The organism is Streptomyces sp. NPDC002403, from assembly GCF_053593015.1.
On record NZ_JBSFBQ010000029.1, the window covers coordinates 78,275 to 102,493 of the forward strand.

General features: G+C 68.2%; 22 protein-coding genes and 4 pseudogenes. 9 read left to right on the forward strand and 17 right to left on the reverse strand.

The window, feature by feature from the left end:
• Nucleotides 1-147: 147 nt before the first annotated feature.
• Nucleotides 148-774: a TetR/AcrR family transcriptional regulator gene (locus tag ACWCPY_RS27550; protein WP_451269332.1), complete on the reverse strand. Its 627-nt coding sequence runs from the start codon at nucleotides 772-774 to the stop codon at nucleotides 148-150.
• A gap of 116 nt (nucleotides 775-890) precedes the next feature.
• Between ACWCPY_RS27550 and ACWCPY_RS27555 the strand changes: the two genes are divergently transcribed.
• Together ACWCPY_RS27555 and ACWCPY_RS27560 are read left to right on the forward strand one after the other, a co-directional pair.
• Complete coding sequence (locus tag ACWCPY_RS27555; protein WP_451269334.1) at nucleotides 891-1,943, forward strand: alpha/beta hydrolase; 1,053 nt, start codon at nucleotides 891-893, stop codon at nucleotides 1,941-1,943.
• A gap of 953 nt (nucleotides 1,944-2,896) precedes the next feature.
• On the forward strand, nucleotides 2,897-3,811 hold the full coding sequence (locus tag ACWCPY_RS27560; protein ID WP_451269336.1) for a S1 family peptidase: 915 nt from the start codon (nucleotides 2,897-2,899) through the stop codon (nucleotides 3,809-3,811).
• A 309-nt stretch (nucleotides 3,812-4,120) separates the two neighbouring features.
• On the opposite strand, the gene ACWCPY_RS27565 is transcribed toward ACWCPY_RS27560, so the two are convergent.
• Nucleotides 4,121-4,315 (reverse strand): hypothetical protein, encoded by a 195-nt coding sequence (locus tag ACWCPY_RS27565; RefSeq protein WP_451269338.1) that lies wholly within the window; start codon nucleotides 4,313-4,315, stop codon nucleotides 4,121-4,123.
• Nucleotides 4,316-4,444: 129 nt separating this feature from the next.
• Between ACWCPY_RS27565 and ACWCPY_RS27570 the strand changes: the two genes are divergently transcribed.
• The gene (locus ACWCPY_RS27570) at nucleotides 4,445-4,591 is read left to right on the forward strand and encodes a hypothetical protein (protein WP_451269340.1); all 147 of its coding nucleotides are present in this window, start codon (nucleotides 4,445-4,447) and stop codon (nucleotides 4,589-4,591) included.
• A gap of 56 nt (nucleotides 4,592-4,647) precedes the next feature.
• Here ACWCPY_RS27570 and ACWCPY_RS27575 read toward each other — a convergent pair whose 3' ends face one another.
• Nucleotides 4,648-5,790, reverse strand: a complete 1,143-nt coding sequence (locus ACWCPY_RS27575; RefSeq protein ID WP_451269342.1) for a hypothetical protein — start codon at nucleotides 5,788-5,790, stop codon at nucleotides 4,648-4,650.
• 559 nt (nucleotides 5,791-6,349) lie between these two features.
• Here ACWCPY_RS27575 and ACWCPY_RS27580 point away from each other — a divergent pair.
• The 3 genes from ACWCPY_RS27580 to ACWCPY_RS27590 all read left to right on the forward strand — a co-directional run bounded on the left by ACWCPY_RS27580 (nucleotide 6,350) and on the right by ACWCPY_RS27590 (nucleotide 9,428).
• On the forward strand, nucleotides 6,350-6,766 hold the full coding sequence (locus ACWCPY_RS27580) for a hypothetical protein (RefSeq protein ID WP_451269344.1): 417 nt from the start codon (nucleotides 6,350-6,352) through the stop codon (nucleotides 6,764-6,766).
• A gap of 204 nt (nucleotides 6,767-6,970) precedes the next feature.
• Nucleotides 6,971-7,639 carry a macro domain-containing protein gene (locus ACWCPY_RS27585; protein ID WP_451269346.1) on the forward strand — a complete coding sequence of 223 codons (669 nt, stop codon included), beginning with the start codon at nucleotides 6,971-6,973 and terminating at the stop codon, nucleotides 7,637-7,639.
• Nucleotides 7,640-7,763: 124 nt separating this feature from the next.
• Nucleotides 7,764-9,428, forward strand: a complete 1,665-nt coding sequence (locus tag ACWCPY_RS27590) for an ADP-ribosyltransferase domain-containing protein (RefSeq protein ID WP_451269348.1) — start codon at nucleotides 7,764-7,766, stop codon at nucleotides 9,426-9,428.
• A 506-nt stretch (nucleotides 9,429-9,934) separates the two neighbouring features.
• Here ACWCPY_RS27590 and ACWCPY_RS27595 read toward each other — a convergent pair.
• Nucleotides 9,935-10,984 carry a radical SAM protein gene (locus tag ACWCPY_RS27595; RefSeq protein ID WP_451269350.1) on the reverse strand — a complete coding sequence of 350 codons (1,050 nt, stop codon included), beginning with the start codon at nucleotides 10,982-10,984 and terminating at the stop codon, nucleotides 9,935-9,937.
• Nucleotides 10,985-11,314: 330 nt separating this feature from the next.
• Between ACWCPY_RS27595 and ACWCPY_RS27600 the strand changes: the two genes are divergently transcribed.
• A complete protein-coding gene (locus ACWCPY_RS27600; protein ID WP_451269352.1) occupies nucleotides 11,315-11,476 on the forward strand; it encodes a hypothetical protein in 162 nt (53 codons plus the stop codon).
• 8 nt (nucleotides 11,477-11,484) lie between these two features.
• On the opposite strand, the pseudogene ACWCPY_RS27605 reads toward ACWCPY_RS27600, so the two are convergent.
• A pseudogene (locus ACWCPY_RS27605) lies at nucleotides 11,485-11,808 on the reverse strand (NF041680 family putative transposase); the annotation flags it as partial.
• A gap of 125 nt (nucleotides 11,809-11,933) precedes the next feature.
• On the opposite strand from ACWCPY_RS27605, the gene ACWCPY_RS27610 reads away from it, so the two are divergent.
• The gene (locus ACWCPY_RS27610; RefSeq protein WP_451269354.1) at nucleotides 11,934-12,347 is read left to right on the forward strand and encodes a hypothetical protein; all 414 of its coding nucleotides are present in this window, start codon (nucleotides 11,934-11,936) and stop codon (nucleotides 12,345-12,347) included.
• Between the two features lie 20 nt (nucleotides 12,348-12,367).
• Here ACWCPY_RS27610 and ACWCPY_RS27615 read toward each other — a convergent pair whose 3' ends face one another.
• From ACWCPY_RS27615 to ACWCPY_RS27670, 12 genes and pseudogenes are all read right to left on the reverse strand, one after another.
• Complete coding sequence (locus tag ACWCPY_RS27615; RefSeq protein ID WP_451269382.1) at nucleotides 12,368-13,321, reverse strand: SDR family NAD(P)-dependent oxidoreductase; 954 nt, start codon at nucleotides 13,319-13,321, stop codon at nucleotides 12,368-12,370.
• 280 nt (nucleotides 13,322-13,601) lie between these two features.
• A pseudogene (locus ACWCPY_RS27620) lies at nucleotides 13,602-14,409 on the reverse strand (alpha/beta hydrolase family protein).
• Between the two features lie 137 nt (nucleotides 14,410-14,546).
• On the reverse strand, nucleotides 14,547-15,581 hold the full coding sequence (locus ACWCPY_RS27625; protein ID WP_451269356.1) for a hypothetical protein: 1,035 nt from the start codon (nucleotides 15,579-15,581) through the stop codon (nucleotides 14,547-14,549).
• Between the two features lie 129 nt (nucleotides 15,582-15,710).
• Nucleotides 15,711-16,211 carry a GNAT family N-acetyltransferase gene (locus tag ACWCPY_RS27630; RefSeq protein WP_451269358.1) on the reverse strand — a complete coding sequence of 167 codons (501 nt, stop codon included), beginning with the start codon at nucleotides 16,209-16,211 and terminating at the stop codon, nucleotides 15,711-15,713.
• Nucleotides 16,212-16,421: 210 nt separating this feature from the next.
• Entirely contained in the window at nucleotides 16,422-16,733 is a 312-nt protein-coding gene (locus tag ACWCPY_RS27635; RefSeq protein WP_451269360.1) for a hypothetical protein, read from the reverse strand.
• Between the two features lie 270 nt (nucleotides 16,734-17,003).
• On the reverse strand, nucleotides 17,004-18,179 hold the full coding sequence (locus tag ACWCPY_RS27640; RefSeq protein WP_451269362.1) for a serine hydrolase domain-containing protein: 1,176 nt from the start codon (nucleotides 18,177-18,179) through the stop codon (nucleotides 17,004-17,006).
• Nucleotides 18,180-18,505: 326 nt separating this feature from the next.
• Entirely contained in the window at nucleotides 18,506-18,766 is a 261-nt protein-coding gene (locus ACWCPY_RS27645; RefSeq protein ID WP_451269364.1) for a hypothetical protein, read from the reverse strand.
• Nucleotides 18,767-19,285: 519 nt separating this feature from the next.
• Complete coding sequence (locus ACWCPY_RS27650) at nucleotides 19,286-19,657, reverse strand: hypothetical protein (protein ID WP_451269366.1); 372 nt, start codon at nucleotides 19,655-19,657, stop codon at nucleotides 19,286-19,288.
• A 196-nt stretch (nucleotides 19,658-19,853) separates the two neighbouring features.
• Complete coding sequence (locus ACWCPY_RS27655; protein WP_451269368.1) at nucleotides 19,854-20,258, reverse strand: hypothetical protein; 405 nt, start codon at nucleotides 20,256-20,258, stop codon at nucleotides 19,854-19,856.
• A 382-nt stretch (nucleotides 20,259-20,640) separates the two neighbouring features.
• Nucleotides 20,641-21,409 (reverse strand): annotated as a pseudogene (locus ACWCPY_RS27660) (transposase).
• 574 nt (nucleotides 21,410-21,983) lie between these two features.
• Complete coding sequence (locus ACWCPY_RS27665; RefSeq protein WP_451269370.1) at nucleotides 21,984-22,775, reverse strand: class I SAM-dependent methyltransferase; 792 nt, start codon at nucleotides 22,773-22,775, stop codon at nucleotides 21,984-21,986.
• A gap of 93 nt (nucleotides 22,776-22,868) precedes the next feature.
• Nucleotides 22,869-23,066: pseudogene (locus tag ACWCPY_RS27670) on the reverse strand (transposase); the annotation flags it as partial.
• 76 nt (nucleotides 23,067-23,142) lie between these two features.
• Here ACWCPY_RS27670 and ACWCPY_RS27675 point away from each other — a divergent pair.
• Complete coding sequence (locus ACWCPY_RS27675) at nucleotides 23,143-24,066, forward strand: transposase family protein (protein ID WP_451269372.1); 924 nt, start codon at nucleotides 23,143-23,145, stop codon at nucleotides 24,064-24,066.
• The last annotated feature ends 153 nt before the right edge of the window (nucleotides 24,067-24,219 follow it).

Below are 24,219 nucleotides of genomic sequence, written 5' to 3' on the forward strand. Positions count from 1 at the left end.
CGCCCGGTGAGCTGCTGCATAGCTGGGCCTGCGGAGAGCGCTTCACCGGCGCGTGCCGCGGACGCTGTACGCACCAGGCGATGACACGGACCGGTTCCGCATCGATGTCACTCACGGGGGCGACACCCTCTCCGCGACCGTGACCGATCAGGCGCGTCTCCGCGGGGGCGGCCCTTGCTTCCTCTCCCTCAGGCCGTCCAGCACCAAGTCCGTCAAGCGCTCCGGCAGGTCCGGCTCGATCGGGCGGTGGCCGAGCAGGGAGCGCGTCTGGAGCGGGGAGCAGAGCAGTTCCAGAGCCAGGGCCGCGTCCGTGCCCACCGGGAGTTCTCCACGTTCGACGGCCCGGCTGACGATGGTGCCGGCCTGATCGAGGCGGGACTGCCAGAAGGTCTGCCAAGCCGCGGCGAGGTCCGGGTCCTCGGAGCTGAGCGAGGCCTCCCGGGCAACGGAGCGGCCGGTCGGGGTGGCCAGGTACTCGGCCAATGCACGGGCGAAGGCGGCGAGGTCGGTGCGGACGGCCCCGGTGTCGGGGACGGGGATGCCCTCGTCGCTGCCGACCAGCATGGCGTCCAGCACGAGCTTCTCCCGGCTGCCCCAACGCCGGTACACCGTGGTCTCGTTGACTCCGGCGCGGGCCGCCACCTCGGCGATGCTGAGCCGGGCGATGCCCTCCTCGGCCAGCACCTCCATGGCGGCTGCCAGAACGGCTTGGCGTACGCGCGCGGCGCGGCCGCCGGGGCGGCGTCGGATCGGCTCCGGTTCTTCCTCGGTCATGTTTGTCGATCACCTCGACCATCATCTTAACGCAGGGCGGCTTGCATTAAGCGTCACCCAGGCGCATAGTCGCTAATGCAAGAGTTCCGGCTTTAAGTGCAGCAGGAGGCACCACCATGTCTTTCACCTGGCCCCTGGACCCGCAGGACCTGTTCGTCGAGCGCTACCCGCAGATGACCCTCGGCCTCCCCGCCGATGAGGTGGACGCGGTCCGTTCCGCCGTCACCGAGATGTGGCCCGACCGGCCCGGCGGCTGGGTGTTCGAGTGGTCCGCCCTCGCCGCCCGGCACGCCGAGGCCGGGCGCCACCGCCTGGCCGCCCAGGCGTACGGCTGGGCCAAGTTCCCCTCGCTGGCCGACGACCCGAAGCGCACCGCGCTCGCCCGCCAGGTCGAGCAGTACGCCCTTGCCGCCCCCGGCTTCCCGGTGGAGTTCGAGCGCCGCACGCTCACCGTCCCGTACCGCGGCGGCGAGGCCACTCTGCCGATCCATCTGATCGCCACCCCCGGCCTGCCCGCCGACGCGCCGGTCGTGCTGGCCAGCGGCGGGGTGGACTCCTGGAAGACCGACCTGCACGGGATGTGGGAGCAGCTCGCGCTCGCACTGCCGGTACGGCTGCTGCTGTTCGACATCGTCGGCACCGGCGAGACCGCCCACCTGCCGATGACCCCGGATGGCGGGGCCGAGGTGATTGCCGGACTGGTCTCCTTCGCCCGCACGATCGGCAACGGAAAGGTCGGCCACTTCGGCATCTCGATGGGCGGTTACTACTCAGCCCGGACCGGACTGACCGGGGCGGTGGACGCCTCGGTGGTGCTCGGCGGCCCGGTGGAGCGCGCCTTCGCTCCGGACCGCGGCTTCGCCTTCGGCATGGAGGGCATCGTCGGTAACGCCCTCGGCTTCGACGCCATGCCGAGCACGGCCGAGCGCGAGGAGGCCTTCGCGGCCTTCGACCTGCGCCCGCTGTTGGACCAGAACGTCAATGGCCCGATGCTGGTGGTCAACGGCACCGAGGACGTCCACGTCCCACTGGACGACACCTTGGTGTTCGAGGGCCGCCGGGACACCCGGGTCGAACTGATCCCGGACACGGGCCACTGCGCCATCTCACGCTTTGGCGATGCGATGGCCGTGATCGCCCCCTGGCTGAAGGACACCCTGGTCGGCTGATCCGACGATCCTGCCGCGACACGAAGCCGCCGACCCGTGAGCGCTGTGCGTGGCGTCACCGAGAGGAGACGCTCGCGCGCGGCGCTCACGGGTCCGCATCGCCGCCCACTGGAGTGGTGGGCTCCCCCGGGGCTTCGGCAGTGGTCGCCGATGAGACACGGGATCGTGCGCCGGACCTTGCGAAAGGCCGGAGCGGTGGTGTTCCTCTTCCCGAGCGGCGCCGTTGCCCGGGTCGGAGGTGAACGGGAGTTGGAGGGCCGGCGTCCACTCCGGTTCGGCGAGACGAGTACCCAGGGCCGACGGTCCGCACCCGGCGGGCGTGACCGCGACCCGCACGCCGCTGTTCGGTCAGCCTGTCGGCGCGTTTCCGCCCGTCGGCGAGCCATGTGCCGCCTGACCACCACACCCCCGTCGGCCCCGTTCTGACGGCTCGACGGGCCCGCCGTACCCTCCACCGGTCCATCGAGGTCTTCGATGTGCTTCCGGGAAACTCTGAGGTGCCCGTCGCGCGCGTGGCACTACTGTGCAGCTGTCAGGTAGAGGGCCCACATGTCGTCCCGCGTCCGCTTCACCGGCCGCTTCCTCTCCTCCGGCCGTCTCGATCCCGAGAGTGTTCTCCAACAGCCGCTGCTGTGTGAGCGGGAGCTGTTCCCACCGGTGCGCTGCGCGTCCACCCAGCGTCCGAGGTCTTCGCCTCGGCTGCCGACGGAACGGGCCGGCCGTGCACCGCGGCGTACTCCTTGGCGACGGCGAGCCCGGCTGCCCAGACCGCTTCCTGCTTGTGTGCCCATGACCAAGGCAGTCCCGGCGCGGTGGCCGTCAAGAGGGCGAAAGGAGCCACGAAGGAGCTGCGAGGTAGCGGAGAACTTGGCTGTACGCCGACAATGTGGTCACCCTTCACCGTCCAGGGGTCACCGAACTCCCGGACCGAACAGAGAGGACCGACCATCACCATGCGCAAGCCTCTCCTCGCCACCCTCACCGCCGTTGCCCTCGGCGCCGCCGCCTTGACAGGCGCAACGGGCACGGCAGCCGCAGCACCCGACCACGTGGGCGGGGTGGCCCGCACTGCTGCGACGGCCGCCGTGCGCCCTGTCAGTACGCCCGCCTCGGTGACAGCTTCCTCCTTCGCCGGCACCGTGGCGCTCAGTAACTGCTCAGGCTCCCTGATCCGCATGCCGAACTCGCAGGCGACGGACCCAGGACTGGTCATGACGAACGGCCATTGCCTCGAAACCGGCCTCCCGAGCGCAGGTCAGGTCATCACCAACCAGTCTTCCACCCGCAGCTTCACGCTGCTCAACGCCTCGGCCGGCAGCGCCGGAACACTCAAGGCGAACAAGGTCGTCTACGCGACGATGACCGACACGGACGTCACGCTCTACCAACTGACCAAGACCTACGCCCAGATACAGCAGTCCACGGGAATCGCGCCGCTGACGCTGTCCGCGAGCCACCCGGTCCAGGGGCACGCGATCGACGTGGTCTCCGGCTACTGGAAGCGGGTCTACTCCTGCTCCGTCGACGGATTCGCGTACCGCCTGAAGGAGGACCAGTGGACATGGAAGGACGCCGTCCGCTACACCCCGGAATGCCAGGTCATCGGGGGCACCTCGGGTTCCCCGGTCATCGACACGACGACCGGGCAGGTCACGGCGATCAACAACACCATCAACGAGAACGGCGGAAGCTGCACCCTTGACAACCCCTGCGAGGTAAACGAGCAGGGCGCCGTCACCATCCGCCAGGGAACCGGGTACGCCCAGGAGACCTACGGGATCCCTGCCTGCTTCACGACGGGCAACAAGCTCAACCTGTCGGCCACAGGCTGCACGCTCGCGAAGCCGACAGCAGTGGCGGCACGCTGAGTTGACACCTGAGGGGGAGGGCAGGCCTCGTCCCCGGTCGGTCGGGCCACCGCATCGTCTGCAGCCGGCACACCGCCGGAGGGGCGGCTGTTCCGGGCCAGTGGTGTCCCGTCAGATCTTGCAGTGTCCTGGACAGTCCGGGTCTGTCCGCGTCCTGGCGTGTGCGTCTTCAGTGCCGGAGGAGGAGGCGACCGCGAGCAACCGCTCCGGGGCCGTAAGGCCGGCGGGCGAGGCGGAACGGCGGTGATTGGAGCAAAGAGGGCCGCGGAGTAACCCGTTCCTGCGCCAGCGGGTGGCATCCGGGTTGCCTTACGTGGCCGCCCACCCGTCGGGGCAGATCACCTCGCGGTTGTCGTCCGGGTCGCGGCCGGCCGCGTTCTTCGACGCGGTCGGCAGGTGGAACAGCCGCTTGTTGACCGCTTTGCTGCCGGAGTGGATCGGCAGCTCGGCCTGGGTCAGCCATGCACGAGCGATGCCCGGTGGCGTCGTGTCGAAGTTCCTCACCCATGCCGGGATGTACTTGTGGAGGGCGCGATCCGGCGTGGTGGAGGAAGTCCGGTCGCCGCGGAGCTGCGCGCGATCGACCTGCCATCGGGTCGCCACCAGCGAGTAGGCGGTGATCAGACGTCAAGCATGCCCGAGGTCCTGGCCTCGGAGGTCCGTGACCCGGTAGTGGAGTACGAGGCCAAGGAATCACCGACAGCGATCTTCCCCCACGACGCGGACAAGCTGCGTCGGCTGCGGGCACTTCCGCACCGATGGGTCGGTGCAGGTGCGTAGGGAACTTGGACCGAATGATCAGCACCTCCAAGGCGATGGCCGCCTGGCCCTCCGTCCTAGCGTTCACGCCAGGTGTAGGGGGCGACGGCGGCGGTGTCGATGTCGGTTTCGGGCCAGCGGCGGCGCAGCAGGGCCGCTGTGGACCGGCACCAGGCTGCCAGGTGGGGGAGTACCCGGTGCGCCTCGGCGGCGCGGGCTCCGGATTCCAGCAGGGCCACCATCTGGGTGCGGGAGTCGTCGCCGGGGCTGCGTGCGTCCAGCGTTTTGAGGCGGTCGGTGCGCGTCATCACCCAGACCATGGAGGCCGAAACCAGGCCGAAGCCGAACCGCTGGTCGTCCTCGGCCTCGGGGACCGTCCGGGCAAGGGCTCGGCGGAACGCCTCGACCTGTTCCGGCCCCGATACTCCCAGCCAGTTCGGGCCGGGCACTGTGAAGCTGGTCGCGGCGGTGAGGGCATGGCGGAAGCCCGCCCCTTCGAAGTCGATCAGTTTGCCGCCGCCGCTCGGCCCGGTCAGGTAGTTGTGCGACTCGGTGTCGCCGCTGGTCAGGGCCAGGAATGGGCCGGGATCTGCGAGCTCGGCCACGGCCGATTCCAGATCGCGTTCCGCGGCGGCGGGCAGCGGGACGCCGAAGGCGGCGGCCCGGGCGAGCCCGTTCCGCCAGAGGCCGGCGTACGCGTGTTCCCAGTCGCCCAACCGGTCGGCGCCGGTGCCCAGTGCCGTGCGGCGGGCGTTGAACAGCGCTGCGCGACCGACGGATGCGGCAGCCAGCTCGCCCATCGAGGAGGCGAAGGCGGTCAGTTCGGCGTCCAGGGCCGGGGTGTGGCCGTCGCGGTGCAGCAGCTCGGCCAGTTCGGTGCGCGGGTACAGGTCCTCCAGCACGAGCAGGCGGGAGTCCGGCGAGGCGGCGTGCAGGCCTGGCGCGAGGTCGAGGCGGAGGTCGTCGGCGATGAAGGCGAGCGCGGCGTGCTCGCACCGCGTCAGCTCCTCAGCGGAGCGAAGACCGTATCCCTCGGGGCGGCGGCATTTCACGATGACCGTGTCGGGGAGTCCGGTCGCCTCCGCCAGATGGGCGCGCAGCACCCAGGGATGGTGCAGCGGCTCGACGCGCTCGACGGCGGTCCGGGCGCCCACAGAGGCCGTGAGCAGAGCCTCGATCTCGGCGGATGCGGGAAGAGCGACGTCCAGAGGTGAGGGCATCGGGGGATCCTCGCACGGCCGGGCCGAGATTACTCAGAACATTCTGCGCCGAGCGGCGTCCCGCCAGCACAACGCCGCTGGCAAGCACCCCGGCAACTTGCGGCTTCGTCATCCTGCCGGCGAGGGCGTCGCGACCCTCATCAGGCGCCGGCACCACCCAAACCAGGGATAGCACCACACCTGCTGCACTCGATACGGTGGATGGAAACAGCGATGATCTGCGCAGACCCGCCCCTGCCGAATCCGTGCAACAGTCCGACCCCACGAGAAGATGGAACTGGCCCCGGCACGGTCCTGGACGGGGAGGCGGCGATCGGGTGGGATGGCCGGCTCGATCTCGGGGCCGCGCGTCACGGGCCGCGTCGTCCGTGACCCGGGCCCGCGCCCTGGCGGCCCGGCACTTCGCCTCCTGCATCTGCTGGGTCGTCCTCCAGGACGGACACCGGGCATTGCGGGGCGGCACAGACGGCGTAACGACCGCGACGGAGGTGGACCTGCTGTGGCAGATGCTGGACAGGACCGGGGGCCGAGGGCTCCGATCGGCCGGTGGGAGTACTGCGTGTCCGCCGCGAACCAGCTGGTGCTGTGGCATGGGCGCACGGCCCCGCACATCCTGCAGGAGCCGGCACGGACCCGGAGCGTAATTCTGCTGGCTGCCTGCCTCTACGACCGTGCGGCGGCCGCGGGCCTGGACGGCGCGGCGGTTGCCGAGGTGCAACTCGCGCAGGCCGCGAATGTCCTGGAGCGGTACATGGTCTCCGCGCTGGAGGCGTGCAGGACGTTCCCGGCTGCGGAGGGAAGCGACGTCGTCGACGAGCTCTTGGCCGACTGCGGCACGGACAGAATTGAGTGGGTCCGGCAGAGGGTGCGGCAAGCCCTGGCTCATCACCGGGCCGATGGCGGACCGCACGTCCGGATCGCCGACCGGCGATCCGCTCTGCGGGAGACCAGCACACACCTGTACATGGACGACTGACCCGACACGACGACACCGGATCGAGCGAGCCGTCCGAGCAGGGACAGGGCGGCGGCCGGCACCACTGCCCCGTCACCTTCACCTGTCTGGTGCTGTTTTTCCTCCCCCTGCTGTCCTGCTCGAGCAGCCCTGTCGAACGGCGTTGTCAGTGGCGCGCGGTAGCTTCGGGACTGTTGGAGATCACGGGGTGAGAGGGGTGAATTCGTGGGTTTCAGGCATGCGTTGAGCGTCGTCCTGGTCGATGTCAACGACGAGGTGGTGACGGCCTGGCGGTCCGCGTTCGCGGATACTCCGGAGGTCGAGATCAGGCGAGGTTCCCTTCTCGATGTGGATGCCGACGCCTGGGTCTCTCCCACCAACGAGCGTGGCCGGATGGACGGTGGGGTCGACGCCGTCGTCAAGCGGTATCTCGGTGCGGGCATCCAGGTGCGGGTGCAGAGGGCGATCCGCGACCGGTTCGGCGGACGGCTGCCGGTGGGCAGCGCGGTGTGCGTCCCGTCCGGGGCGGACATACCCCGGTACCTGATCTCGACGCCCACCATGCGCCAGTCGTCGCAGAACGTCAGCGACACCATGAACGTGGCCCTGGCCTGCGCGGCCGCCTTCCAGGCGGTGCATCTGCAGAACCGGGCAAAGCCGGGCAGCATCCGGTCGGTGGCCCTCGTCGGGATGGGCGCGCAGACCGGGCAGGTGCCCGCGAAGGTGTGCGCCAACCTGATGTGGACGGGCTACACCCTCTTCCACGACCACGGTTTCGCGGACTACGACGAGTTGCGGGCCGCCGTCCTGGGGCAGCTCGACGACATCGAGGGAGCGGGGTCCGCACGGCGGGTCCGGATCAACGTGCCGCAGCGGCCTTCCTTTCGTCACTGACCCGAAGACCTCGCAGGCCGGTTCCGCCCAGGGCGCGGACACCGGCGACGACCCTGCCGCATCTGTTCAGCATGCCGGGGCGCCCTTGAAGGCGTCCGGTTCGAATATCGGGAGTGCCACCCTCGTGAGTGATGTCGACGTGACGGCCGCAGGCGATGCGGGATCCCCGGCCGGGGATCCGCTGGGCCTGGCCGACCTGTTCACCGGTGGCGGCGAGCCGTGGCTGCCGCTGCTCGGACCGGTGATCGAGGCGCAGCCGGGAGCCGCCGACTTCATCGGCCCGAAGCGCAGCCCGGAGGTCGTTCCGGTGCGCGAGCTGACGTTCCAGGCATTGAAGCCGCATCCGCCGGAGAAATGGAAGGTGGTCGTCTTCGGACAGAACCCCTATCCGCGGGCGGAGAGCGCGACCGGCATCGCGATGTTCGACAACACCTTCAACGACTGGAAGGACAGCCAGTTCGGCCGGGTCGTCAGCATCCGCTGCCTCATAAAGGCAGCCGCGATGTGGAAGTACGGCATCGTCAAGAAGACACCGATCGCCGACGTCCGCGCCCTGCTGAAGAAGGAGGGCACGGTTCAGCCGCCCGAGTGGTTCCAGGCGATGCTCACCCAGGGTGTGCTGCTGCTGAACGCGTCCCTCACGGCGAGCGCGGACGGTGCGATGGCGACCGATCGGCACACGTCGTTCTGGCGCCCCGTGGCCGAGCAGATCGTCGAGGAGATCCTCCGGGCGAAGCAGGACGCGGTGGAGGAGGACGACCGGGGGGTGGTGTTCGCCTGGTGGGGTGCGCACGCCCGGAGTCTGAAGAGGGTCGTCCAGCGGCTGGAGAAGAAGTACCCGGGGGTGCAGGTCCGTCACCTGGACCACGCCAATCCGGCCGCGCAGGGGGATCTGTTCTGCGAGGGCGACCACTTCGCCCAGGTGAACGATGCTCTGGCGGTGGTGGGGGCCGAGCCGGTCGACTGGCTGCCGCAGAAGGGCTGGGACCGGGGGACGGGCAAGGCCGGCGGGCCGGAGGACGGTGGTGTCGCGCAGCGGATGGGGGCGTTCATCGCGTCCACGATGGAATTGCACCAGCTGTATCTGGAGCGGCTCACCAGCGTCAAGGACGAGGGCCTCGTCCTGCCGCCCGTCACCGGGGTGTTCGACACGCCGCTGATGGACTTCCGGAAGGCCGTCGAGCCGGTCTCGCGGGTGCTCGCGCACCTGGATCGGCATATCGATCTGTCGTGCCGCTTCGGGGAGACGAAGGCCGCGGAGGTGGCGTCCGCAGGCGCACTGTCCGGGGAGGCCGTGGGTGCGTTGTCGGCCGACGCGATCTCGGCCCTCTACCTGTACACGTGCGAGTCGGGCTTCTACCGCGAGATCAACGCCGTGCTGCGCTCCTCGGATCGCGAGCGCGTGGTGCCGTACCTGCCGTACCTGCGGTTGCTGTTCTCGGCGATGGAGGCGCTGCCGGCGCAGACGCGGCCTCTGTGGCGTGGTGTGGCGCTGGATCTGCGGTCCCAGTACCCGCTGGAGCGGACGGTGACGTGGTGGGGCGTGTCGTCGTGCACGTCCGAGCTGGGTGTGGCCCGAGCGTTCCTCGGCGGGCGTGGCCGGCGGACGCTGTTCGAGGTGACACCCGCACGGGCGGTGGGGATCCGGCGGTTCTCCGCGTTCACGGGTGAGGAGGAGTACATCCTCGCGCCGGGGACACAGCTGAAGGTGACGGAGGTGAAGGCCGAGCGTGGGGGCCTGTGCACCGTACGGCTGACCGAACTGGAGGGGGCCGGCATGGTGTCGTGACGTCGCCGGGCCAGGCGTACTCGGGCTGCCGGCCCCGTTCGCGACGGACATGAAACTCGCCAACCCCGACTTCTTCGAGACCCGGCGCGGCATCGCGGAAGACGGCGTGCTGCGCACACGGTAGGGGCCCTGGCACAGGCCTGTGGGCCCGTACGCGGCGACGTACGGGCCCACAGGCGGAGTACCTCTTCCGGGTGTGGCTGCGAAGTAGTACCCATGGGCTGACAGCGCTCCACATTCCTGGAAGTGGAACGGACCTCTTGACGGCTTGTCAGGACATGTGCGTCATGGGTCTCCACCCGCCGTACCTTTTCCCGACCCCGCACGGATCACCGATATCGGCGCACTCCACGACCTCGCGACCCGCGGCTATTGCGTGAGCTGCTACGGCCGCGTCATCCGCCGCGAACGAGTCTTGGGGGTGCTTGGACGGGTTGGTCAACTTCTCCTGCCGCGGTGATCCGGACCACCCCGTACTGCTCCTCGCTGCCCGTGCTTGCTCTTCCCTACTCCTCGAAGTCCGGTCCGCAGAGCGGGTTGGGCTCGCAGCTCTGCGGGCACGTGTCCGGCTCGCAGCTCTGCGGACAGCTTTGGGGCACGCACGCAGGAGTGGGGTCACCGCTCTGCGGGCAGTCGCCCGGCCCGCAGGGCCCGACGTTCGGTGAGCAGTACGGATCGGGTTCGTGGAGCTTTGACGGTTCGCAGGTCTTCGAGCGGCCTGCGTGGGACTGCGCCCGGGGAACCCATACCTCCTCGCGGATGGTCTGACGCATCCGGTCGAGCGGGTCACCCCGGAGGATCTGTGCGAGCTCATCCTCCAGGACGTTGCCGACCGGCCACTCCCGTGCCATGACGCAGGCGTACGCCGTACCGTCGGGGCTCACGCAGAGCCGTCCCCGCCAGCAGTGGCCGCACAAACCCGAGAGCCGCGCGTTCTGCGACATGACGTCCTGCGCGCGGCCGAACTCCCGGATGTCGCCCACGCGTACGGAGCCGACGCCCATGCCGTGCAGGAAGTCCTTCGTGCGGTCGATGCCGTCCTGGCCCTGGTCGATGGCGATCACCGCGGCGCGGACGGTCACTCCGCGCTCGACGAGCCTGCGGAGGTTCCGGACAGTGCGCTCGTGGCTCGACCGCACCTTGGTCACGCGGTCGTGTACCGCGGCGTCGTGCGAGTACACCGACGTCGCGAAGGCAACGTCGTGCTCCGCCGCGAAGTCGAGCGTCTCGTCGCTGAGGTGCGTCAGATTGGAGAACACCTCAACAAACTCGTACCCGATGTGCTTCGCCCTCGCCAAGAGGTGGCCGAAGTGCGGGCTCAGTTGCGGCTCCCCGCCGATGAGCTGTACCTTCCGGCACCCGAGCGCGTAGGCGTCCGTCATGACCTTGTCGTAGTGGTCCTTCGACAGAAGGTCGCGGTGGCCGCTCTGCGGGTGGGAGTCCGTGTAGCAGTGCACGCACTGCAGGTTGCAGCGATTGGTCAGCTCCAGCCAGAGGAAGTCCAGCCAGACCGACTGCTCCTCGCGGACCGGTTCCGCGCAGACCTGACCGCTCATTTCGACCCACACTCCCTGACGTCGGGACCCGCCTCCGGCCCACACCCGTGTCACTGTCCCACTGGTTTCCCGCCGCGGTCCGCGCACATGTACCGGCCAGACGGGTGTTTCGCAGCAGCACTCTGCGCCACGCCCCTCAGGGCGCGGTGTGCTGCCACGAGCCCGGCGTGAGCCACAAGACGCGGCCTGGCTTTCCCTGGTCGTGAACCACTTCCACCTGGTGCAGTTGGCGAACCAGACCCTCACCGAAGTCCGCCGCCGGGTCACCGCGGCCGCAAGGGCAACCGCGAGTGGGAACTACGCAACCGGCTCACCCGCTCCGCCGCCCGGATGCGCGGCGAGCACGTCGACGCTCTCCTCGACGAGCTGTCCAACCTGCCCACGGTGATCGGCGTGTCGATCACCGTCGCGTGGAACGCCAAGGAAGACCTCCTGGACCTGCTTGCCACCGCCGATGAGCCGACGCCGACCTTCCCGAACTGCAGCGCCTAACTTGATCTTTAACCTGTGCGGCGCGGACGCGGGGTCGTTGACTTCCTCGTCCGTCGTTTCGCGGGGCCTGGTTTGCCGACTGTGTGCACGTCATAGCGTGCAGTGGGTTGGTTGTTCCTCCGGCCAGGCGGCCGTCCGGGGCCTGGCCGAGAGAATTTCGGTACTCCGGCGGGGCAGGCGGTCTTCGGGCGGAGGTGCCGAAAATCGCGGCGGACTCGGGCGGGAGTGAGTCTGTCCGTGGGACTGGGCTTCTCCCATGGTCGGTGCAGGTCGCCCGCCAGTGGGCGGGCGAGCCGGAGCTGGGTGAAGACCACAAGGACCAGCCAGGTCCATCCGCTGCGGACGTCATCGGCGTAACCGCGTCCTTCCTGGTCGGCGCCTGCAACGCCCGATCGACATCGATCTGGTCTGCTACGGGCCGCGCGGCTACGAGGCGGCGCAAGCACTGTTCGCCGGGGTGGTCGCCAACGAAGCAGAGGCGCTCTCCGTCCTTGCCCGGATCACGGATCGCTCCGGGGAACTGGTCACCCCGGCGCTCTACGGGATCGAGGTGGACACGGTCACGGAGTCCACGGTCGACGAGCCGTCCGTGTTCGCCCGCCGGATCATCCACCTCCGCCTCGGTGCGTACACCGGCACGTTCCGCACCGGCGACGTCGTCTATCTGTCCGGTCGACCGGTCCACGTCCACGGACCCGACGCACACAGCGGCTTCGACGTCGAGGTGACCCCGTGGTCGGCAGCCCTCAACAACGGGCCGCCGCCCACAGCCGTCCGGGTCGAAGGCATCCGCGACCGCCTGCACGGGCCCGGCAGCCGCACGCGGCATTCTCGACCTGGACGGCTCGCGCCCACGCATCCAGGCTGTTGACCAACGCGCGCGTGCCTGAACTATCCGGAGATGGTGCTGGGGTCGGCGAAACCGGTCAGAGCGCAGCTTGCGTCCCACAACCGCACCGCGACGGAGGGATCGGCGAGGTGGTTCCAGACCGGTTCACGTCGGGGCTCGCCGCGCAGGCCGAAGACGCGCGGTCCCCACAGCTGGCCTCCACGCACGGCCGGGTCGAGCACCGCTCGGACCGCGGGCCATGCGCCGGCGTGCTTGCCCTGGACGAGGAGGCCCGCAGGTGCCGCGCTGAGCCGTGCGCCGGTAGTTCGCACATGGACCGGTGGCCGTGACGGGGTGAGGGAGTCCAACGCGCCGCCGGGATGGACCACCACGCTTGCCACCGTGCTGCCAGCAGTGCGCAGGCGGCGGTCGAGTTCGATGCCGAAGTACATCTGTGCCAACTTGGAGCGGCCGTAGGTGCGCTTGGGCTGGTATTCCTTCCAGGACTGCAGGTCGTCCAGGTCAAGCCGCTCGGACTTTGCCGCGAAGCTGCCCATGGTGACAATGCGGGCCGCCGGCGCAGCCGAGAGCAGCGGCATCAGCCACTGGGTCAAGGCGAAGTGCCCGAGGTGGTTCGTGCCGAACATGAGCTCGTGACCGTCCCCGGTCTCCTTGCGCGGCGGGTCGTCAAGCGCGACGCCGGCGTTGTGGACTACCGCGTCAAGGCGCTCCAGTGCCAGCGTTTCCACCGCTGCTTCGAGCGACGAGAGGTCGGCGAGGTCCAGCCGTACGGCTCGCACCCGCGAATCGGGGACACGCGCACGGATCGAGGCCATGGCGACTTCGGCCTTGGCGGGATTCCGGCTGCCGAGTACGACGGTGGCTCCGGTTGCCGACAACTGCTCCGCGACGAAGTACCCGATGCCGGCATTGCCGCCGGTGACCAGGAAGACGCGGCCATCGGCACTGGGCAGGCTTTGGACATTCCAGGGCGGGGAGGCGGATATGGACAACATGGCGACGGGGTTCCCTTGCTGTTGAAGGCGGCTGCGGCTGTTCCCTTTGGGGAACTCGACACCCACGGTTCCAGCGGCCACCGACACATTGCCTATGGATCACAGGCAGTCCCACCGGGCGGCCGACATCCCCCCGACACGGTGCTTGCCCATCGCCGCACCGCGCCGCTGAGGGGCACATTGGCCAACCGAAAAGCGCAATGGCCAACTGGGACGCTCAGGCCGACATGCAGGACCGGGACGCCACCCGCGAAGGGCTCTGGCGCGTTCGAATGATCAGTCAGAGCATGCCGGGGCGCCGCCACTCCTGTCCGAGGACATGCTGGTCGAGGAAGTTCAGCACCGTCTCGTACATGAGGCGAATATGGTTCGGCGCCCCGATACCGTGGCCCTCGTCCGGAAAGTGCAGGAAGCTGACGGGCGTCCCGAGCCGCTGCAGATCGCTGTGCAGGCTCAGCGCCTGGCCCATCGGGACGCGGTGGTCCTTGCCGCCGTGCACGATCAGCATCCTGGAAGTGGGGCGAGTTGGCTTCGTACCGTTCGCGCTGCGTCCGCGGATCGCCGAAGATCTTCCGGAAGTATGCGTGCATGTCCGTGTCGATCTGGAACGCTTCCAGGTTCCACATCCCGGCGTGGGTGACTATCGCCTTGAACCGGTCGGTGAGGGTCGCGGCCCGGTTGGCCAGGTAGCCGCCGTAGGACCAGCCGACGAGGCCGGTCCTGGTCGTGTCGAGGTCATCGCGTGCCAGTGCCGCGTCCGTCAGCGCGATGAGATCACGGTAGGGCTGACCGCCGTACTGGCCCCGGCCGCGCTCCTGCATGCCCTGCCCGTAGCCGGTGGACAGCGCCGGATCCGGTAGCAGCACCGCGTAGCCGCGCGCCACGAACGGCCATGGGTTCCACAACCACGTCCAGGCGCTCCAGGACATCTGTGGTCCACCGTGTGGGGCGGTGATCAGCGGCGCTGGGCGCCCGGCCGAGGCGCCCTCGGGCAGCGCGAGCCAGGCGCGCAACGGGAAACTGTCGTCCGCCTCGACGTGCACTTCGGTGAGCGTGCCGGGAAGCGAGTCGAGGTCGCCCGGGGCCATGAGGAAGGCGGGGTGTTGATCGGCTGTGACGGCATCCAGCCGAACCACTCGAGGCGGGCTGTCGATCGTGCTGCGCAGTGCATAGAGGGTGGTCCCATCGGGCGACACGCAGAGGGAGGCGTAGGCGCCGGAGGCGGTCAGGCGGGTGATCGTGCCGTCCGCATCGCGGCGGAAGATCGGGCAGTGGCCCCGCTCGTCGCCGGTGAACCACAGCGTGGCATCCCCACGGGTCGGCGAGAGGACGGCCCGTCCCGGCCAAGGCCAGTTGTCGAACCAGGCAGGAGGTCGGTCTCCTCACCCGAAGCCAGATCGAACGCGACCAGCGTGACTCGCCACTCCGTGTCGTAGGTCTCCTCTCGCTGGCGCTGGCAGACCAACGCCGAGCCATCGGCCGTGAACGCCAGGCGGTAGTACTGCTGACCAGGGAGCGAGAACGTGTGCCGCTCGGCGCCAGTGGCAGCGTCGGCAACCACCACAGCATTCGTGTCGGGAGCGCGGCCCGTCGCGGCCCGCGTGTAGGCCACCAGCGTTCCGTCCGGCGAGAGCGCCATATCTCCTGTGCCTGCCAGACCTTGGCTGCCGGCGCTCACCGGAGCTCCGTCGGCGTGCAGGACGAAGGTGTGGGGTTCGTCAGGGCCGAGGCCTGCGCCGAAGGGGCACGTTGTGGTCGATTCGTACAGAACCGCGTTGACCATGGCGCTCTCGCGCTCACGGCGGAGATCGGAGTATGCCTCGGCATTCACCGCGCCAGGCAGCAGATCAGCGGTGTAGGCGACCGTGCGGGCGTCCTTGGCGACGGCGAAGGCGGATATGTCTCCCGGGTGGCGGGTGATCTGCCTGGCCTCGCCGCAGTCCGTCAGTGCCCAGAGTCCCACACCCTGGCTCTCGCTCTCTTCAGCTGCGGAATCCGTCTTCTCGCGGCCGGAGAGGAACAGCAGTGTGCCGTCGGAAGTGAATGCGGGAGCGAAGTCACCCTGCACGGTCCGGGCCATGGGGCGGCTCTCGCGCTCCCCCGAGGTATCCACCTCCCATAACCTCGAAACGTGCCTGGTCCCCCGGTCGTTGATGATCTGCACGGACGCGACCAAGCGCGTTCCGTCGGGCGCCAGGACCAGATCGGTCAGGCGAAGGTGTGTGGCGAACAGGTTGTGGAATGACAGGGCATCGTCCAAGGCTGGATCACGACGATCATCCTGCCCGCCGAACCCGAACTGAGACAGGGGGCCGGAACGAGGAGAACCGGCTCGGCGGTGGTGCCTCCGACGTGGCGGAGCCACTTCGAACTGACCGCAGCGCGTCTCCTACGGCAGGGAACGGGTGAGCCAAACCAGTTCGCCACTGTCTTCGGCCGAGACGTGGTCGCGCTGGAACCCAAGCTTTTCGAGGACGCGAAACGATGGCGCGTTCCAGGGACGCACCGTCGACCAGAGCCGTCTCCGCCCGGTCGCGATCGCCGCGTCGAGCACCGCGGACGCCGCCTCGGTGGCATAGCCCTGTCCGTGCACGCGCCGGAACAGCTCGTAGGCGATCTCCGGCTCGTCAACGGAAGCCCGACCGACTGTGAGCCCGCAATACCCGATGAAGTCGCCCACTTCGCGGCGGATGACGGGCAGCAGAGCGATCCCTGTCAGTGCCGCCGCAGCGCGCTGATCATCGATCATCCGCCGGTTGTCCTCGATCGACGGCATGCCACCACCCCGTTCGGCGACGAGCGCGCGATGGGCGTCGATGTCGGGCTCGGTCCATTGACGCAACGTCAGCCGAGCGGTGTCGAGTTGGAGCGGCATTGGCGAATACGGCATGGCGACACTCTATCGACGCCTCCTCGAACCGGGGGCGGCTGAGGCCACGTGCGACGGTGACTCGGACGCCTTTGGGGCATGGGGGCCTACGCCGACGCTCGCGCCTCGACCGAGGTGGAGGACAGCGAGGGCATGGGAGAGTCGTTCGAGGAACGCGCAGCAGATGCGCCGGCGTCTGCCGCGACTGGCTGCGCTCCATCTCCGTGGGGATCAGGCTGACTCACAGGAGCCTGCCAGTTCCGGAACCCCTCGCGCGACGAACGCCGCCCGGCGAAGCCTCGGATCACCGTCGACGCCCTGAAGATCCTGGCCGCCGCACCGGCCCGGGCTCTGCAGGAGATGGCCCTCGGCAGGTACGCCGACTGCGTCGTGGTGCTCGACGCCGGCGTCGATGCCGTTCCGGACTCCACCGCCCTCGGGCAGTGAATCGGTCTGGCGGACAACCCCGACGCCATCGCCATGCTGATCGAAATTCACGAGCAAGTGAACGGCGGCGAGGTGATCGCCGTGGCTCTGGTCCACCCCCGACTCCCCGCGCGCCGCGGCGTACCTCCACGGCCATCAGCTCGGCTACACCGACCGAGCCTGCCGAATTCTCTGGCAGTGACCGTGTGACGTGAGGGGAGTGGAGGTCACTCCATGCAGCTCAGCGCCGGTGTGATCGACACTGTTGTGTGCAGCATGTGTGGCGCTGCTTGTGTTTGGAGCGGCTGTAGCAGCTCCGAAGAGTAGGCCGCGGTCACCTGGCCCGGCATGAACGGTCTGAGCTTCACCGCGGTGCCGAGTGCATTTTCAGGTGGTGCGGCATAGGGCGTGGTCGATGAGGTTGCGCAGTGCGTCTTCCTGGCGGGACGCGGTCTGCGGGTCCGCGGCGCGGCTGTGCGCGGAGACGGTGATGGTGTGCTGACCGTCCATGGTTGTCGCTGCCCGGATGACATATCCGAAGCCGCTTCCTCCGTGTCCGAGGTAGCCGCCGCCGCAGGACAGGGGTGTGAAGAACAGGCCCAGGCCGTCCCGGGTGCCTTCCGGGTGACCGCTGTCCTGCGGCACCGGCACAGTGTTCTGCATGGCAGCGAGTTCGGCGGGCTTCAGCAGCTGTCCACTTACCAGTGCGGCGAAGAAGCGGTTGAGGTCCCGGGCCGTGCCGGTCATCGTACCGTCGGCCCCGCTGTCGAAGGGGCGGTAGGGGATCGTGGTGTCGACCAGCGGGCCGTTCACGGTGAACTGCTGGTAGTTGGCCGTGTGCGGATACGGAAGGAAGGGCCAGGTGCCGGGGGTGCCGGTGTGCTGCAGGCCGAGCGGGCGCAGGATGCGTTCGTGGACCTGTTGCTCCCAGGTGCGGCCTGTGATCTTCGCAATGATCATTCCGGCGAGCACGTAGTTCGTGTTGGAGTACGCCCAGCGGGTGCCGGCCGGGAAGTCAGGTTCATGGCGCATGGCCAGGTCCACCAGCTCTTCGGGCTTGTAGGCACGCCACCGGTTGGCGAAGTAGGTCTGGCTACCGGGGTCGGGGAAGACGTCATAGATGTAGTCGGACAGGCCACTGGTGTGCTGCAGCAGGTCGCGGACAGTGATGGTCCGGCCGTCGTTTCCAGCGCCGGACACGATCCCGGGCAGTAACTGCTCCACCGTCTGGTCGAGGGAGATCCGCTTTTCGCCCACCAGTTGCATCATGACGGTGGCGACGAATGTCTTGGTGGTACTGCCCAGACGCAGGTAGCCATCCGCCGGTACCGGGCGGCCGGTGACCAGGTCCGCCACCCCGGAGCGGGCCGTGACCGTCCCGCGCGGGCTCTCCAGGCGGACTGCTACCCCGGTGACCCCGGCATCCCGCAGTACGTCGGCGTCACGCTGCACGGACCACGCCGTGCCGGGTGGGCGTGGCGCGGCCGAAGCCGCGACGGTCGGTAGAGATGAGACGGCCAGGGCCAGCACCGCAGCTGATAGGCACAAACGACGAAAGATCATGACCCGAGGCTAGGAACAGCAAGGGTCACCATCCATCCGGCATGCGCCCCCTCCCGAACGGGTGCCAGCCGGATGGACATCATGGCCGGCACCCAGCACCACCGCTGGCTTCCCCTGTCTGGTCATGCTCCTGAAGAGCAGAAAGACCTTCCGATACGGCTCTTGGCCCAGCCGTATTGGTTCAGAACTCTGGTCAGGTCCCGGTTGGCCTCCCTCGCTGCATCGAGATCGGATCGGGCCGCGTAGCGCATCTCGGTCTTCTCGTCGAGCTCGAACACCTCGGCGAGGTGGAGCGGATCGGGCCAGTGGGTCAGGGACTCTTCGAGTTACCGGTCGACGCGGAGCCGCTCCAGCGTCGCGCTCTGCCCGCGCATCGAAGCGCTGATCCAGTGGTTGCCGGCGCGGCTGGTCTTGGCAGCGGTCTGATTGTTGATCAGCAGGTGGGGGTTCGTGGTGTTCGGCCACCGGTTTCGCCTGTGCTCCAGCCGGTCCAGCAGCAGTTCCATGGTGAGGTCGTCGAGTGGGCGGACGCGTCCGGCGATGGTCAGCCGTCGGTTGCCGAGGTCGATGTCGTCGAGCATGAGCATGCCGATCTGGGCGGACCCGGGCGGCGTGCACCGCGGCCAGGGCGAGAATGAGTCGCGCTGCCTGGGTGATGACTGCCGCCGGGCGAGCGCCGCTGCACCTTCCCGAAGCACACGTCCGCATCGGAGGGTCCCATGTCCCACAGCGGCCGGCCGAATCCGGACCTGATCTGACCCATGTGGCCGACGTCAGCGCGGCTGGTGCCCTCCGCCAGACCTGTCGAAGCCCCCGCAAGGACGAACCCGGACACCACATCGGTCTCGAACCGCTCCAGCTCCTCCGCCGACGCGGGCGCCCAGTGCTCACGCAGCTCCCGTACGACTGCCAGCGCCGCGAACCCGAGCCTCCTCGCCTTCGGCCCGACTGCGGATCGGTCGGACAGTATGAGAATGCTTCAGGAATCCTGAAGTTACGTCACAGGCCAACAGAGCACACGAAGGAGGGGAACCCCCGGCCACGCGCCCGGGGACACAGTGCGGCTCAGAGGAACTCACAGGATGTCGAATATGCATTCTGCGAAGTTAGGTGCGAACGAAACCGGCTGGGTCGGCCAGGTAGCGGTCGAGGTCCGGGTCTTCGTGGAGTGCGTCGAACTCGTCGTAAATCTGCCATGCCGGGCCCAGCTCAGCGCGAAGGCGGCCGAGCGCTTGGCGTACCGCCTCGTTGAAGTTGTGGCACTCCGCTTCACGCCACGGTCCCGGGTCCGGGGGGTAGTCCCAGTTCAACGACGTGTCGTGGCGATCTATCAACCTGCGCAGGTCGTCGCGGAGGTCGTGACCGATCGGTAGTCGGTCCAGCTCGACCGGGTACCCCCACACCTCCTTGCCCTCGGGCGTGACCGCCCAAAGGACGCCGCCTGATCCTGCGTCGAAGAAGAACCTGGCGTTGGGCATGGCATCGGCCTCTCGATACATATCGATTCAAGTGGCCGCCACGGTACTTGACGAGGTTGGCGCAGCAGCCCCTGCAGCAAGATGGTCCATGGGGTCCATTCTCACCAGAACAGGCGGGGAATCTTCGGCTCAGGTCACTAACGAGCTCGTGCATGGTTGGGGTGAGGGCGTGTTGATCTTGTGGTTGGCGTTTTGATCACGCGGGTGTGGTGGCCAGTGCGAGTTCCTTCGTGTGGTGGGTTGCTTGTTCGTCGGTCAGGAGTCCGGCGACGGCTCGGATGGTGTCGGGCAGGCTTCGTCGAGTGTGGTGCCGGGCGAGGGCTCTCCCGTTCTTGAGGTGGGCGATGCCGTGTTCGACGGGGATTCCGGCTGAGGAGTGGGCGAAGCGTGCGGCTTCGTGGTGCGCCATGAGCCGTTGCAGATGTTCGAGGTGTTTGCCGCGGCGTTTGCGCGGTGGGGTGACGACCTGGCCGGTGGCGCCGCGATGTGTGATCACATCGGCGAGCGTGCGCAGTCGCAGACCGCCCTCGATGCGACAGCTGCGGTCGGCGAGCAGGGGCCGGATCTCGCCGACAGCACGGGTGATGGCCGACCGGTCCACCCGACCAGCAGGCCAGCACGTCGTGGGCAACGCCGTGCCTCAGATGGACGAGTGTGGCCAGGAGCCGGTCGACGAGGACCAGCTTGCACTTCGCGCCCGCTCCGAGCGCCCGCCGGCGTGGTCGGTCGAGCAGCGCGGCATCTCTGAGGGCCTGCCGGACCGGCCCCGACTCCGCCACCGGATCAGCAATCACAGCTGCTGAAAGGCCCGTGACCCGACGCTCCGACCTGATCAACCCACGTGCCTGCATCCCCACCACGCACGGCCCCACGAGCCGGCAGGGCCATCGTCACCGCCAACGATGCACGAGCTCGTAGGAGCTGTCCCGTAAATGATCTTCCGGCTGGTCGGGAAGTGCTCGACTCAGGGCGGGCGGGCTCACCTACCCGGCGAGGGTGAGGTTGTGCAGGCGGGCGATGCCGAGCATGGCGTGGTGGACGCCATCGCCCTTGAACGGGCAGTCCCGGAGGATCTTCCAGGTCTTCATGCAAGCAAAGACGTGCTCGACGCGGGCACGGACCTGCTTGTGTGACCGATTGTGCTCCTGTTTCCAGTCGGGAAGTTCTTCGCCGGTCCGGCGGCCGTGTGGCATCAGCAGTCCGGTGCCGGGATGTCCGCCGTCAGCGATCGTCACAGTCCTGCCGACGGCGGCCTTGGCACCGGACTCCTCCCACGCCTTGCAGTCGTTGCGGTTGCCAGGCAGGGCCTTGCCGACCACGACGACCAGGCGGGTGTCGGCATCGATGACGACCTGGTGATTGGTGGAGTACCGGTAGTTCTTGGACTGTTCGGCGATCGTGTGGTCGCGGGTGGGCACCAGGGTGCCGTCCACGATCAGCACAGCGTCCTTGGCGAACTGCTTGCGGAGCTGCAGAGCAACCTTCGGCCCGAGGTGGTCGATCACCCGGTCAGCCGCCGACTTCGACACCCCCGAACAGCGGGGCCAGTTGTCGCATGGTGAGGTTGGTCCGCCAGTACGAGGCGGCCAGCAGCACCCGGTTTTCCAGCGACAGCTTCCACAGTCGGCCTCGGCCGCCGACATCGGCACCTGCGTTCCGCAGTTGAGTCACCAACTTGCTGAAGGTACGGGGGCTCAACCCGGTGAACGGGGCTATCCAAGACGGCTCCGACGCCGTGATCACGCCAGCCACGGCAAGATCATTCCACTGTCGGCCTGCCGGCTGGGTCCGGCCCACCGCATGGAAATCAGGCGACCGGGCCTGGCACATCGTCCAGGATGACCCTCATGAGCCAAGACCTGGTGACGTTCCTCCACACACGGCTGGATGAAGAGGCCGACTTGGCCCGACACTGCGACGGTGACGGCTGCGGGGAGCGGACCGCTCACGGGCACACGGTCGCGGCCACCGAGCCCGAGGGCTCTACGGCGCCGGACACGGTCGCGAGCGCACTGTCGGCCAGACACCGACCTCGGGGTTCTCGGATAGCGTCAGGCACCCTTCCGCTTTCGCGCCGCCGCTTTCTTTGCTGTGGCCTTTTGCGTGGAGGACCTTCTTCCGTGGCGTTACCTCGTGGGCTGTGGCGCGCTCGGCATCTCCCTCGGCAGTCTGCTCGGGCGACTCTTGGCCCTCCACCTCGAACTCAGGGGCCCCTCCAGGGCATCCCGACATCCGGGCTCAGCGAAGTTAGTGGAGGGGGCGGGCTGGCACAGCACTCCACTTGGCCATTCGGAGACACGGCCGTCTCGGCCCGCCCACGGCTGGGTCAGCCCGGCTTTACCGCCAGCGTCGCAAAATAGTTCGACATGTACTGAGCGGATGCGTTGGATTGGTGCGGCGCTTCCGCGAAGCCTGTGAGGACGAACCCAGCGGCGAGTTGCCCGCCGATCTGGTCGGTGAGGGTGTGGCTGTACTCAAGAGGGGCATCCGCGCCGAACTTCGTGGCGCGTTCCTCGGCGGAATACTGCGTGACATCGCTGTAGGGCAGCTTGTGCACGACGATCAGCTCGCCGCGCTCGTCGAGCGCCTCGTGGTCGAACAAGTACATATCAGGGTTGAGGAAGCCCACGAGCAGAGTTCCGCCCGGTCGCAGGGCGCGGAAGCACTCACGCCATACCGCTGCCAAGTCTGGTACGAATAGGTTGGAGACCGGATGGAAGACGATGTCGAATGTTGCGTCGCCGAAAGCGCTGAGGTCGCGCATGTCGCCTAGGACGGTGCGCAGCTCGAGTCCGTCGCGCGCCGCCACCATCTGGTCCTGGCCGAGCTGGCGGGGTGAGTTGTCGAATACGGTGACCCGCGCCCCTGCGGCGGCGAGGATCGGACCCTGCTGGCCACCGCCGGAGGCCAGGCACAACACGTCCTTGCCGGTCAGGTCCGTCGGCAGCCAGGAGCGGTCTACTGGCTCACGCCCGATGAGAACAATCGACCAGTCGCCCGTGCGGGCGCGCTCGACATCCTCAGCACTCACCGGCCTCGACCATTCGTTGCCCTCTTGGACATACTTGTCCCAGGCTGCCCGATTGTGGGCAACCGGGTCGACAGCAATGTCCTGCACGTTTAACTCCCTGCTACAGCCAAGCGGACACCTGCGGTACTGACAGTTCGGTGCCTCTAGCCAACACGATTGCAGGGTGCGGGCTCAACAGGATTAGCGGACATCGGGGTGTCCACGGGCTCGACGTGTGGTCGCGCAGCGGGTACGTAAGCGCTGGTTGCCGGGGTTGCGGAAGCCGTAGGCGTCGCGGGCGATTGTCTTGATGACCCGGTTGGCGCCTTCGGAGCCGGCGTTGGTGATCCCGGTGTGCAGGAACGCAAGGATCTCTGGCCACCATGTCTCGACGGTTGTGGCTAACGAGCTCGTGCACGGTTAGCGGTGGGACGTCGAGCGCTGGATCGTTGATCATGGATGTGTGGTGGGGAACGTGACGCGCACAGCGATCATCAGCGACCGGAGGATCACGGGCTTGTCGGCCGCCGTGATCGCCGAACTCGTCGCTGAGGTGGGGCCGTTGTTGCATGAACGTCACCAGGCCAGGCTTGTATCCCGGCCGCGGAAGCGTGCGGTTGGCGCTGGTGCGAAGCACCGCATGGCTTTCGTCGACCGGCTCTTGGCCACGCTCGTGCACCTTCGCCATGGGGTCACTCATGACGTGCTGGTCTGCTGGTTCGGTATGGACCGCTCGACTGTCACCCGGGCCATCGGCGAGGTGCGGCCCCTGCTCGCGGAGCGAGGATGCACGGTCAGCCCCGACGTGCGGCTGCGAACCCGGGCCGAGGTCGTTGACCATCTCGGCCAGGCCGGGAAGACCGGCATCATCGACGGCACCGAGATCCGTGTCCGCCGCCCGGCCGTCGGCCGGAAGGACCGGGACAAGTTCATCTCCGGCAAGAACAAGCAGAACGCCGTGAAGGCCATGGTCCTCACCGACGAGGACGGGCGACTGTTGTTCTGCAGCCCGACCCAACCAGGCAGCTGCGCGGACATCACCCACGCCCGGGAGTTAGGGCTGGTCAAGTTCCTGGCCGACGGTCCGGGGGTCGAGATCCTTGCCGATGCCGGCTATCAAGGACTCGGAGCGCAGACCGGCGGACGCGTTGTGACGCCACCGCACCGCAAGTTCAAGAAGGATGCCCCGGACTGGTACGAGGAAATGCACGAACGCCAGCGCAAGGCCCACTCATCACGCCGCATCCGGGTCGAACACGGCACCGCCCACCTGAAGAACTGGCGGGCGCTGGCCCGTCACCTCGGCCGCCGAGAGCACATGGACGACACCGTCCAAGCAATCGCCAGCCTACTGTCCCAACAACAGACCGCAGACCGGATCCCAGCTTGGCAGGCGTGAGCACCGACGCTCCACCGAACCCAGCGACGTCCCACCGCTAACCGTGCACGAGCTCGTTAGGGCGTGCAGAGAATCAACATGCGGATTTGATCTCGCGTTGGACGGCTTCCGGGGTGAGGAAGGCCGCCACGTCCGCTGGTGTGCGGAACCTCG

Coding starts and splice junctions, on each gene's coding strand:
- ACWCPY_RS27550 (WP_451269332.1), bottom strand. CDS start 774: ATGACCGAGGAAGAACCGGAGCCGATCCGACGCCGCCCCGGCGGCCGC.
- ACWCPY_RS27555 (WP_451269334.1), top strand. CDS start 891: ATGTCTTTCACCTGGCCCCTGGACCCGCAGGACCTGTTCGTCGAGCGC.
- ACWCPY_RS27560 (WP_451269336.1), top strand. CDS start 2,897: ATGCGCAAGCCTCTCCTCGCCACCCTCACCGCCGTTGCCCTCGGCGCC.
- ACWCPY_RS27570 (WP_451269340.1), top strand. CDS start 4,445: ATGCCCGAGGTCCTGGCCTCGGAGGTCCGTGACCCGGTAGTGGAGTAC.
- ACWCPY_RS27575 (WP_451269342.1), bottom strand. CDS start 5,790: ATGCCCTCACCTCTGGACGTCGCTCTTCCCGCATCCGCCGAGATCGAG.
- ACWCPY_RS27595 (WP_451269350.1), bottom strand. CDS start 10,984: ATGAGCGGTCAGGTCTGCGCGGAACCGGTCCGCGAGGAGCAGTCGGTC.
- ACWCPY_RS27600 (WP_451269352.1), top strand. CDS start 11,315: ATGCGCGGCGAGCACGTCGACGCTCTCCTCGACGAGCTGTCCAACCTG.
- ACWCPY_RS27615 (WP_451269382.1), bottom strand. CDS start 13,321: ATGTTGTCCATATCCGCCTCCCCGCCCTGGAATGTCCAAAGCCTGCCC.
- ACWCPY_RS27630 (WP_451269358.1), bottom strand. CDS start 16,211: ATGCCGTATTCGCCAATGCCGCTCCAACTCGACACCGCTCGGCTGACG.
- ACWCPY_RS27640 (WP_451269362.1), bottom strand. CDS start 18,179: ATGATCTTTCGTCGTTTGTGCCTATCAGCTGCGGTGCTGGCCCTGGCC.
- ACWCPY_RS27645 (WP_451269364.1), bottom strand. CDS start 18,766: ATGCTCATGCTCGACGACATCGACCTCGGCAACCGACGGCTGACCATC.
- ACWCPY_RS27650 (WP_451269366.1), bottom strand. CDS start 19,657: ATGCCCAACGCCAGGTTCTTCTTCGACGCAGGATCAGGCGGCGTCCTT.